Origin of the sequence: Faecalicatena contorta, assembly GCF_021531995.1 — a bacterium.
In the GTDB taxonomy this organism is placed as follows: Bacteria; Bacillota; Clostridia; order Lachnospirales; family Lachnospiraceae; genus Dorea_A; species Dorea_A contorta_A.
Genome location: NZ_JAFBIZ010000101.1, coordinates 1 through 11177 on the forward strand (window position 1 = coordinate 1; position 11177 = coordinate 11177).

An 11177-nucleotide genomic window follows, 5' to 3' on the forward strand; every position below is an offset into this window, starting at 1 on the left:
GACAAAACCCAGCAAGAGTTGGCTGATTATCTACACGTAAAACAAACAACCTATTCGAAATATGAGCTTGGAAAAATTAATATTCCAATTGAAGTATTTATAAAGCTAGCCGACTATTATAACGTTACTGTTGACTATCTTCTTGGACGCTCTTCTAATCCCAAACGTACCATTTTATAATCTTTACTTTTCCCATATTTATAATAAACAAAAAGAAAATTACGCTTTTTCTGAAATGTTATTTTAAACAAGTATCTGAATACGAAAAGAGGAATGACACACACTTGCCATTCCTCTTTTCATAATTTAATATGTTATTTTACTTAAAAAGATTTTATCCTCATACTCCCCACTGCTGTAAATATCCCATCCTGATATTCGATCTGATACATTCCGCCATGCATTTCTGCAATCTCCCGCAGAATCACCGTCCCCTTTCCATGCCCGCGCTTCACAGGCTCCGGCTTCCCGGACGGGTTTCTCGTCTTTACAATCAGGAATCCGCCCTCCATAATTGCTGAGATCCGAATCCAGAGCTTCCCCGGATCCATCTTTTCCACTGCATGTATGGCGTTATCCAGCAGATTGCTGAACAGGCTGCATAACATCACATCATCCACATAAAGATCAGATGGGAAAGACAGATCTGCTATGAGATCAATCTGATGCTGTTCGCATAATCTGTTCTTTTCGTTCAAAATAGCATTAATGATCGGTACGGCGCAGTAAGGATATTCTTTTGTGGCAGATACCTGCTCCAGCAACTGATCCAGCATATGCTCCGACCGCTCCGTATTTCCTTCGCTGATCAGATGCCTGGCTGCCAGGATCTGATTATTAATGTCATGACGGATCTTCGAAACCTCTTCTCTCTTACTCTCTATTTCCTGATAATGAATATTCTCCAGTTCCATTATATGCTGCATTTCCTTCAGTTTTCGTTCTGCTTCTGTCCGTCTGCTTCGATATAACAATTCATACATCCAGTAGATATCCAGACAGAATCCCAGGAATGCTCCCAGAAAAAATGCGATGGAATAAGAACTCGTACGGTTTTCATCACTTAGATCTGCCCAGACAGAAAAGAAACCCTGGCTGATTGGCAGAAGCAGAAGCGGAAGATATCCTTTGATCAGATGTCTGTTTCGAATCAGATTCCATAGTTGAAGGAAACACATATACACAACAAGCAAAACAGCCTGTGCTGATACAGCCATGATATTCACATGTGCATCAATTTCTGTTACTTCTTCCAGATATGACGGATTCACAAAATAAAAAATAAAGATCAGAAGTGCATCTCCGAATACATTTGCACACAATGTCAGCATGGCCGATACAATCTTTTTCCAGATAGCATCACGATACAATAAAGAAGCAATCACAATCCATTTGATAACCTGAAACAATAGGAAAAATGGCTTCAGATTCTCGGAATGCATTTGTATCATCCGCTCGACAGGCAGAGTCCAGGATGTAAGAATCCAGATTAACATGCAAAACTTTTGACTGTATTTTGGTGTGAGAAGCAGATGTATAAATACACCTACCGTAATTTCCTGAATAAAAAATAAAATGATATATATCGTCAGCTGCATATTTCTCCCCTGTCACAAAACAATTAACCCTCTTTTTTTCAATAAAAATCTGTCATTCTTACCTGTCAGTGTTCCTGATTCAGTTCTATACTCACCACTGCTGTAAATATCCCATCCTGATATTCAGTCTGATACATTCCGCCATGCATTACTGCAATCTCCCGCAGAATCACCGTCCCCTTTCCGTGCCCGCGCTTCACAGGCTCCGGCTTCCCAGACGGATTTCTCGTCTTTATAATCAGGAATCCGCCTTCCGTAACTGCCGAGATCCGGATCCAGCGCTTTCCCGGGTCCATATCTTCCACCGCATGTATGGCATTATCCAACAGATTACTGAACAGACTGCATAACATCACATCATCCACATAAAGATCAGAAGGGAAAGACAGATCTGTTACGAGATCAATCTGATGCTGTTCACACAATCTGTTCTTTTCGTTCAAAATAGCATTAATGATCGGTACGGCACAGTATGGATATTCTTTTGTGGCAGATACCTGTTCCATCAACTGATCCAGCATATGCTCCGACCGTTCCGTATCTCCCTCGCTGATCAGATGCCTGGCTGCAAGGATCTGATTATTAATGTCATGACGGATCTTCGAAACCTCTTCTCTCTTGCTCTCTATTTCCAGATAATGAATATTCTCCAGTTCCATCACATGATGCATCTCCTTCAGTTTTCGTTCTGCTTCTGTCCGCCTGCTTCGATATAATAATTCATACATCCAGTAGATATCCAGACATAGTCCCAGGATTGCTCCCAGAAAGAATGCCATAGAATAGGAATCACTGTGCCCTCCGACTCCGACATTGAACCGAAGTGCAAAGCATGCCTGACTGACTGGAAGTAATAACGTTGGCAGATATCCCTTGATCAGACGTCTGTCTCGAATCAGATTCCATAGCTGAAGTGTACACATATATACAAGAACAAGAACTGCTTCCGCTGTTATATTCATGACAACAGCATACACATTGCATCCTGCCGCCTGATCAAGCAGTGCCGGATTGACGAGGTAAAACAGAAGCATCAGGCTGGAATCCAGAAAGATATTCACACATAATGTGAGCAATACGGCCGTTACACGTTTCCAGACCGGATCCCGGTATAGTAATAATGCAAGGGCCATCCACAGTAACACTCCACTAATGAAGATTACCGACTTCATACTCTCATATGCCATTTGGATTGATCTTCCAACAGGCATCCACAGTGCAGTAACGCTCCACAAAACAAGGCAGAATCTCTGACTGTATTTTGGCGTAAGAAGCAGGTGAATAAAAATTCCCGAAGTGATTTCCTGAAGAATCAATAACAGAAAATAGATGCTCTTTAACATATTTTCTCTCCTCCTCGGTCATTCTCTTTGGGCATCATACTCACCACCAGCTACATCATTCTCCCGTCTCCTGCCCACAATACTGATTTTTATTTTTATAACATCACATAACCGCATAGCCCCCACCACAGCACTTAGCTTGCGATTACTGCCTGCATCACTATGTTATTTTTAATTCTTAAAATTAACGTCAGCCCATTATAACAGTGTGCCAGACTCAGAAATTCCTCTTCCGTAAGGACCTCTGGTTCATCCCCACCTCTTGCAATATATTCAATATCAGGACTGATAGAAAATGTATATGTCCCGAATGCAGTCGGTGCTCTGCCATCCATATATTCATCGTCAGAAATATTAAAGCTTCCTTCTACAATAATCTGTCCATTCTCAATGCGAATCGATCTTGTACATCCCATTCTGTCGTTTTCCTCTGCCCGATCACCAAGCAATCCACTGATATAATTCCCATCCGAACCAATTTCCCTGGGGTCATCCGCTTCGCCGCCCGGATTCAGGACCATGGAATCATATTCACAAATCTCACCATGATCCAGATTGCAGATTCCCCAGAACCAGAATCCCGTATAAGCCCGGCACATGCCTGATTCACTGCTGTATTCATATGTTTTTTCATTGACATCTGTAACCGAAGCCACACCATTCGCCTGAAATATCTCATTGTTCTGGGCATCCGGCGTATAGTCTCCATCTTCCCCTGAAAGTTCAAAATATGCTGATGTATCATATATGGATATCGTGATTTCTCCCCCGTCTTCTGTAACAGTTTTACTGTAATCTGCCACAAGCTGATCATTCGCATCAAAGATCTGCGGAGAGTCTTCACTCAGACACACCTCTGTTCCATCATCCATGGTTCCCTGCAATATCAGCTTCAGATTAACAAGTTCACTGCCATCAAACTTTTTGCCGTCCCAGCTCGTCTGTATCTTTACGGCCGGATCAGGTTCTTCAGGTTCATCGGAATCTTCTTCAACCACGATTTCTTCTTCCTGTACTTCCTCTTTTTCAGGTTCACTCTTGGTCCCACATGCTGTAGCTGCCAATACTACAAACAGCAGCAGCATCCAACGTACACATTGTCTTATCTTTTTCATATATCCTCCATTCTTCCGTGTTTCTATACGGAACCGGATCTATTTTCCTCACCGGTATATTCTAAGTATAACAAACTCCGTTCATATATCTTTTCTCATTCGCAAACAACGCTGATTCTCCCGCGAACGACAAAAGCACATAGTATTTACTATATGCTCTCTGTCCTTTCCTATGACTCATACACTTTCTTAAGTTCCATATTTACCAGAGACGTAAATATCTGTTCCCGGTATTCGGTCTGGTACGTCCCTCCATACATTTCTGCAATCTCCCGCAGAATCACCGTCCCCTTTCCATGCCCGCGCTTCACAGGCTCCGGCTTCCCGGACGGGTTTCTCGTCTTTACAACCAGGAATCCGCCTTCCATAATTGCTGAGATCCGAATCCAGCGCTTCCCCGGATCCATCTTTTCCACTGCATGTATGGCGTTATCCAGCAGATTGCTGAACAGGCTGCATAACATCACATCATCTACATGCAGATCAGATGGGAAAGACAGATCTGCTATGAGATCAATCTGATTCTGTTCGCACAATCTGTTCTTTTCGTTCAAAATAGCATTAATGATCGGTACGGCACAGTATGGATATTCTTTTGTAGCAGATACCTGTTCCAGCAGCTGATCCAGCATATGCTCCGACCTTTCCGCATCTCCCTCACTGATCAGATGTCTGACTGCAAGAATCTGATTATTGATGTCATGGCGGAGCTTCGCAACCTCTTCCCTCTTGCTTTCAATCTCCTGATAATGCACTTGCTCCAGTTCCATCACATGATGCATCTCTTTCAGTTTTCGTTCTGCTTCTGTCCGCCTGCTTCGATATAACAATTCATACATCCAGTAGATATCCAGACAGAACCCTAAAAATGCTCCCAGGAAAAACGACACCGAATAGGCATCCACGCCTGTTCCTACCGCAAGATTCGCCCGGACGGAAAAGAAGGCCTGGCTCACCGGAAGAAGCAGCGTTGGCAGATACCCCTTGATGAGCCTCCGGTCCCGGATAATATTCCAGATCTGAAGTGTACACATATATACCATAATGAGAAATGCTTCCGCAGATATCGCCATGATATTCACATACGTATTGATTCCGACTGCCTGTTCCAGATATCCGGGGTTCACAAGATAAAACACAAGAATCAGGATAGAATCCGCAAAAATATTCGTACACAATGCCAGCATTACAGAGGTTATTTTTTTCCATATCGGGTCACTGTATAACAGAAATACAACGATACACCATTTTACAATTCCCCATATCATGAAAAACGGCTTTGTGTTCTCATAATCCATCTGTATCATCCTGCCAAATGGAATGCCCACGGAAGAGATGATCCATATCAGCATACTGAACTTCTGACTGTATCTCGGTGTGAGCATCAAGTGCATAAATACACCCGAAGTAATTCCCTGAAGAATGAATATCATAATATAAATCACTAGTTGCATCATCATTCTCCCGTCTCCTGCCCTATGACTCATATACTTTCTTAAGCTCCATACTTACCAGAGACGTAAATATCTGTTCCCGGTATTCGGTCTGGTACGTCCCTCCATACATTTCTGCAATCTCCCGGAGAATGACCGTACCTTTTCCATGGCCGCGCTTTACAGACTGTGGCGGTTCGGACGGATTTTTCGTTTTTATAATCAGGAATCCGCCTTCCGTAACTGCCGAGATCCTGATCCAGCGCTTTCCCGGATCCATATCTTCCACCGCATGGATGGCATTATCCAACAGATTACTGAACAGACTGCATAACATCACATCGTCTGCACGCAAGTCAGAAGGAAAAGACAGACTGGTTATGAATTCAATCTGATACTGCTCACACAATCGGCTCTTCTCATTCAGGATTGCGTTAATGATCGGTACGGCACAGTATGGGTATTCTTTTGTGGCAGATACCTGTTCCAGCAGCTGATCCAGCATATGCTCCGACCGGTCCGTATCTCCTTCCATCATCAGATGTCTGGCTGCAAGGATCTGATTGTTGATATCATGACGGATCTTGGCAATCTCTTCCCGCTTGTTTTCAATCTCCTGGTAATGCATATGTTCCAGTTCCATCACATGATGCATCTCCCGCAGTTCCTGTTCTGCTTCTGTTCGCCGGCTGCGGTACAAAAGCTCATACATCCAGTAGATATCCAGACAGAATCCAAGAATCGCTCCCAGAAAAAATGCAATTGAATAAGAGTCGCTGTGTCCTCCGGCACTCAGATTCGCTCCTGCTGAAAAGCAAAACTGGCTGATTGGCAGCAATAACGTCGGAAGATATCCTCTGATCAGCCGTCTGTCCCGAATCAGATTCCAGATCTGAAGAATACACATATATACAATTACAAGAGCCGCCTCCGCTGATACTGCCATGATCATGGTCCGGTTATTGATTCCGGTCACCCCATCCAGGTAAGCCGGATCCACAAGATAAAACACCAATATAACGATTGCATCTGCAAAGCAGGTCGCACCAAGTGTAAGCCACGGAGCCGTCAGACGTTTCCACAGCGGATCACTGTATAAAAAGAATACAACCACAACCCATATGACAGCCCCAAAAGCCATCACACATATATTCACACTGTCAGAAATATCCTGTATTATCCGTCCGAACGGAATCCAGATGGATGTGATGATCCATACCATCAAAGTTGTCTTCTGGCTGTATTTTGGCGTCAGCATCAGATGCATGAACACACCAGCCGTAATTCCCTGAAAAATATACAGAAGAATATAGATAACCGTTAACATATTCCCCACCCCACAATCGATGTCTCTTTCCTGTCTTTGACCTGCGTCTAGATCTTACCGGCAATATAGCTTATATATCTCTTTTTCAGTTCTTCACTGTATTTTCTGCCCACCGGTATCTCCTTCTGATTTTTCAGACTGATCCGCTTCGCTCCGTACTCATAGATATAGCTCATATTCACGATAAAGCCCTTATGACACCGTACAAAATCTTCTGTCAGCCGCTTCTGCAATTCTGACAGAGACTCCGGAACATGATGCTCTCTGTCTCTGGTATAGATATTCATATAGTGATCCTGACTTTCTATGTAGTGTATATCCGCCATTCGAAGGGCAATCTTTCTTCCGTTTTCTTTGACTATGAGAATATTTTCATCTTCCTCTTTTAACTGACTGACGATCATATCCACACACTGCTGCAGCAACTGCTGATCCACCGGCTTCAGCAGGAATCCGGCAACGTTGATTTTCTGAAAATATACCTGCTGAACAAAGCGATCGATATAAGCTGTCACAAAGACAATCCTGGAAGGACAGTTGATTTCGGCAAGTTCAGCGGCGATTCCAATTCCATTATGCGCTTTTCCCCAGTCCAGATCCATAAAGATCACATCATAAGATGCTAAAAGTTCTGCGATAAGATCTTTCTGTTCCGAAAAGCAGTCCACCGAAGAAACTGCAGAGATCCCCTCAAATTGTTTCTTAAATATTTTCAAAAATTGTTTATCATCATCACATATTGCTACTTTCATGTTTCATCTTCATACTTACCACTGCGGTAAATATCTGCTCCTTATACTCTGTCTGATAGGTTCCTCCATACATTTCCGCAATCTCCCGAAGGATCACCGTACCTTTTCCGTGCCCGCGCTTTGCTGCCTTCGGCGGTTCGGACACATTTCTTATCTTGATAACCAGCAGTCCTCCTTCTGTGATTGCAGAGAGATGAATCCAGCGTTCTTCCGTATCCACCCTGGAGGCTGCATGGATAGCATTATCCATCAGATTGCTGAACAGACTGCACAGCATCACATCATCCGCCTGAAAATCAGAAGGGAGAGACAGATTGGTTGTAAATGTAATCTGCTGCTGTACGCATAATCTGCTCTTTTCATTCAGAATCGCATTGATGATCGGGACTCCACAGTACGGATATTCTTTCGTGGCCGATACCTGCTCCAGCAGCTGATCCAGCATATGCTCTGACCGGTCTGTATCTCCTTCCAGCATCAGATGTCTGGCTGCCAGAATCTGATTGTTGATATCATGCCGAATCTTGGCAATTTCTTCCCGCTTGTTCTCAATCTCCTGATAATGCACATGCTCCAGTTCCATCACGTGATGCAGCTTCTGAAGCTCCCGTTCCGCCTCCGTACGTCGACTGCGGTATAAAAGCTCATACATCCAGTAGATATCCAGGAAGAATCCCAGAATTGCTCCCATAAAAAAGGCAAAGGAATAAGAATCACTGTGTCCTTTGGCACTCAGATTAGCCCCGGAATAAAAGCATAACTGGCTGACCGGAAGCAAAATCGTCGGCAGATATCCCTTGATCAGCCGTCTGTCCCGGATCAGATTCCAGATCTGAAGAATACACATATACATGATTACAAGTGCCGCTTCCGCCGATGCAGCCAGAATTGTAGACCGGATATTGATCCCGGTCACATCATCCAGATAGATTGGATCCACAAGATAGAATACCAGTATTAAGAGCGCATCTGCAAAGCACATTGCGCACAATATCAACAGCGGCGCTGTAATGCGTTTCCATAACGGATCGCTGTATAACAGGATTGCCGCAAAAGTCCACATAAATACTGTCAAAACCGTAACAAAGAGCTTCATGTTTGCAGAAACACCTTGCAGCATACGGCCGAACGGAGTCCATATGGATACGACTCCCCATACAATCCATATTGTTTTTGGACTATATCCGGGGGTCAGCATCAGATGTATGAATACACCGGTTGTGATCCCCTGAAGAATAAATAAAAATATATAAATTGCAGTTAACATATCTCCATAACCGAAAAAACTATTTCTTCCTTTTTCCTTTCTTCGGCTTACGCACACTCCACCCAAACGTTCCCAACGACTTCCCAAGTGTCAGATATTCACCATGCGAATAAGCCAGCAGGCCGGTATCGTTCAGGCTGAATTTCCCGTTTTCATCCATATAGGTTTCTTCTACCTGTACTGCCTGTACTTCTGCCAGAAACATATGGTGAGAACCCAGTTCTTTGACCTCTGTCACCTTACACTCAATGTTGACCGGGCTTTCTTCTATGATCGGAGCATATTGAAGCGTATTGGCCTTTCCGCGGGTCAGCTTCATCTCTTCCCACTTGTCTACATCCCGCCCGGACCGTACACCGCACCAGTCGGTTGCACGCCGAAGTGTCTCCGTCGTCAGGTTTACAACGAATTCCCCGCTTTCCCTTAACATATGGTAAGAATACCGTTCCGGACGCACAGAGATATATAACATAGCCGGATTCGTACATACGGTTCCTGTCCATGCCACCGTAATAATATTGTCAGCACCGTTCTTATCCGCCGTACTGACCATCACCGCCGGCAGTGGATACAACATATTTCCAGGCTTCCACAATTGCTTCGCCATAACTTTTTCCATCCTTTTGTCTTCGATTACTATTACTGCTGAATCTCACTGACCAGTGTCGGAATCAGCTGTTTCTTTCTGGATACGACGCCCTTTAGAATCATCGGATCGGCATCCTCTTTTAAATCAAATGCATCTGCAATGTAGGCTTTTGCATTGTTTCCGCAACAGAGAAGTTCCGTTGATTCTCCCAGAATGTCTGTCAGCATGAAATATACCATCTGAAGCTGCTGTGCCTTCAGCACTTTCGGAAGATATGGCTCCAGAACTTCTTTTACTTCCCGGAGTTCTTCCTTACTCATGGAATTGATCTGACCAACGCCAAATTTTGTATCATTGACCGTAAACTGTTTGAAGTCCTGGAAACAGATCTCTTCGGCCGACTTTCCGGACAGATTGCTGCCTGCCCTGAACATTTCCTGTGCCATCTCTTCCAGATCAATCTCTGCAATTGCAGCAAGTTTATTGGCAGCCGCTTCGTCCACCGATGTACAGGTCGGAGAACGGAACAGCAATGTATCCGAGATGATCGCAGAGCACAGGAGCCCTGCGATGGTCGGTGTAATCTCAGCCCCGTATTCCCGGTACATCTGATATACGATCGTAGCCGTACATCCCACCGGCTGATTGCGGAAAAATACCGGTCCCATCGTCTCAATATTCCCCAGTCTGTGGTGATCGATGATCTCCACGATCTCTGCTTCTTCAATTCCGTCTACTGCCTGACTTTTTTCATTGTGATCCATCAGAATCACTTTTTTCTTACTTACACTTAAGAACCGTCTTCGGGATATGAATCCTTTGAATCTTCCGTGTCTGTCCAGAATCGGAAAGTCACGGTATTTCTTCTTTGCCATGACTTCTTTGATATCTTCCACGTAATCATTCATGTCAAATGTTGTCAACGGTGCCTTCGTCATAAACCGTTTGACCGGAACGCTCTGATTAATCAGGCGGGCCACCGTAAATGTATCATGCGGTGTGCTGATGATGACAATGCTCTGATCTTCCGCTCTTCGGATCACTTCTTCTGACACAGAAGCTCCCTGGCAGATCACCATACAGCTGACATCCATATCCAATGCACAGATCTGAGATTCATAACGATTTCCGAGAATCACCAGATCATCTTTTTCAATAAATTCTGCCATCAGATCCGGATTGGAGGCCCCGATCGCCACTTTTCCTTTGGTAAAATAGCCATGAGCATTGCCGGTGATCAGCGTTCCGTCCAAGGTCTCAAGGATATTGCGGTACTGTGTCTTTGCCACAGACAACGTATAATTATCGTATACTTCCATATAAGATGTTGCGATATCCCCGGTAGAAATCACCCCTACCAGTTCGTCATCCTTCAGAATCGGAAGTGTCTTGATATTGTTCTCCTTCATCTTGATCCAGGTGTCACGAATGGATACATTCGGTTCTACCCCGTCAATCTTGTGGATATCCATATCTTTTACCTGGAGCTTTACGTTCGTAAGAAGTCCCGGCGCTTTTACTCCAAACTTATGGAGTACATAATGTGTCTCTTCGTTTATCTGACCGGCTCTCTTTGCCACATAATCATTGCCGGTTACTTCTTTTTTTAAATGCGCATATGCAATCGCAGAACAGATCGAATCAGTATCTGGATTTTTATGTCCGACTACATATACTTTTTCTGCTTTTTTTCCCATGTCAATTTCTCCACTGTATTCCCTTTTAATTACACTCTTTCTTTATCCTTCTGTAT

At 43.9% G+C, this 11177-nt stretch carries 10 protein-coding genes; 1 reads left to right on the forward strand and 9 read right to left on the reverse strand.

The window, feature by feature from the left end:
• Nucleotides 1-180: helix-turn-helix domain-containing protein (locus JQM82_RS12185; RefSeq protein ID WP_235250613.1), on the forward strand; the 180-nt coding region annotated here is incomplete at its 5' end.
• A gap of 143 nt (nt 181-323) precedes the next feature.
• On the opposite strand, the gene JQM82_RS12190 is transcribed toward JQM82_RS12185, so the two are convergent.
• The 9 genes from JQM82_RS12190 to JQM82_RS12230 form a co-directional block, all read right to left on the reverse strand.
• Complete coding sequence (locus JQM82_RS12190) at nt 324-1598, reverse strand: sensor histidine kinase (protein WP_235250614.1); 1275 nt, start codon at nt 1596-1598, stop codon at nt 324-326.
• A 65-nt stretch (nt 1599-1663) separates the two neighbouring features.
• Nucleotides 1664-2941: an ATP-binding protein gene (locus JQM82_RS12195; RefSeq protein WP_235250615.1), complete on the reverse strand. Its 1278-nt coding sequence runs from the start codon at nt 2939-2941 to the stop codon at nt 1664-1666.
• Between the two features lie 134 nt (nt 2942-3075).
• On the reverse strand, nt 3076-4056 hold the full coding sequence (locus JQM82_RS12200) for a hypothetical protein (protein ID WP_235250616.1): 981 nt from the start codon (nt 4054-4056) through the stop codon (nt 3076-3078).
• Between the two features lie 170 nt (nt 4057-4226).
• Nucleotides 4227-5516 (reverse strand): GHKL domain-containing protein, encoded by a 1290-nt coding sequence (locus JQM82_RS12205; protein ID WP_235250617.1) that lies wholly within the window; start codon nt 5514-5516, stop codon nt 4227-4229.
• Between the two features lie 16 nt (nt 5517-5532).
• The gene (locus JQM82_RS12210) at nt 5533-6816 is read right to left on the reverse strand and encodes a sensor histidine kinase (protein WP_235250618.1); all 1284 of its coding nucleotides are present in this window, start codon (nt 6814-6816) and stop codon (nt 5533-5535) included.
• Nucleotides 6817-6863: 47 nt separating this feature from the next.
• Nucleotides 6864-7568, reverse strand: coding sequence for a LytR/AlgR family response regulator transcription factor (locus JQM82_RS12215; RefSeq protein WP_235250619.1), 705 nt, complete (start codon nt 7566-7568; stop codon nt 6864-6866).
• Nucleotides 7549-8835: a sensor histidine kinase gene (locus tag JQM82_RS12220; RefSeq protein ID WP_235250621.1), complete on the reverse strand. Its 1287-nt coding sequence runs from the start codon at nt 8833-8835 to the stop codon at nt 7549-7551. The genes JQM82_RS12215 and JQM82_RS12220 overlap by 20 nt, the downstream gene beginning before the upstream one ends.
• 19 nt (nt 8836-8854) lie before the next feature.
• A complete protein-coding gene (locus tag JQM82_RS12225) occupies nt 8855-9442 on the reverse strand; it encodes a flavin reductase family protein (RefSeq protein ID WP_235250622.1) in 588 nt (195 codons plus the stop codon).
• A 32-nt stretch (nt 9443-9474) separates the two neighbouring features.
• Entirely contained in the window at nt 9475-11121 is a 1647-nt protein-coding gene (locus JQM82_RS12230) for a putative manganese-dependent inorganic diphosphatase (protein ID WP_235250623.1), read from the reverse strand.
• Nucleotides 11122-11177: the final 56 nt, after the last annotated feature.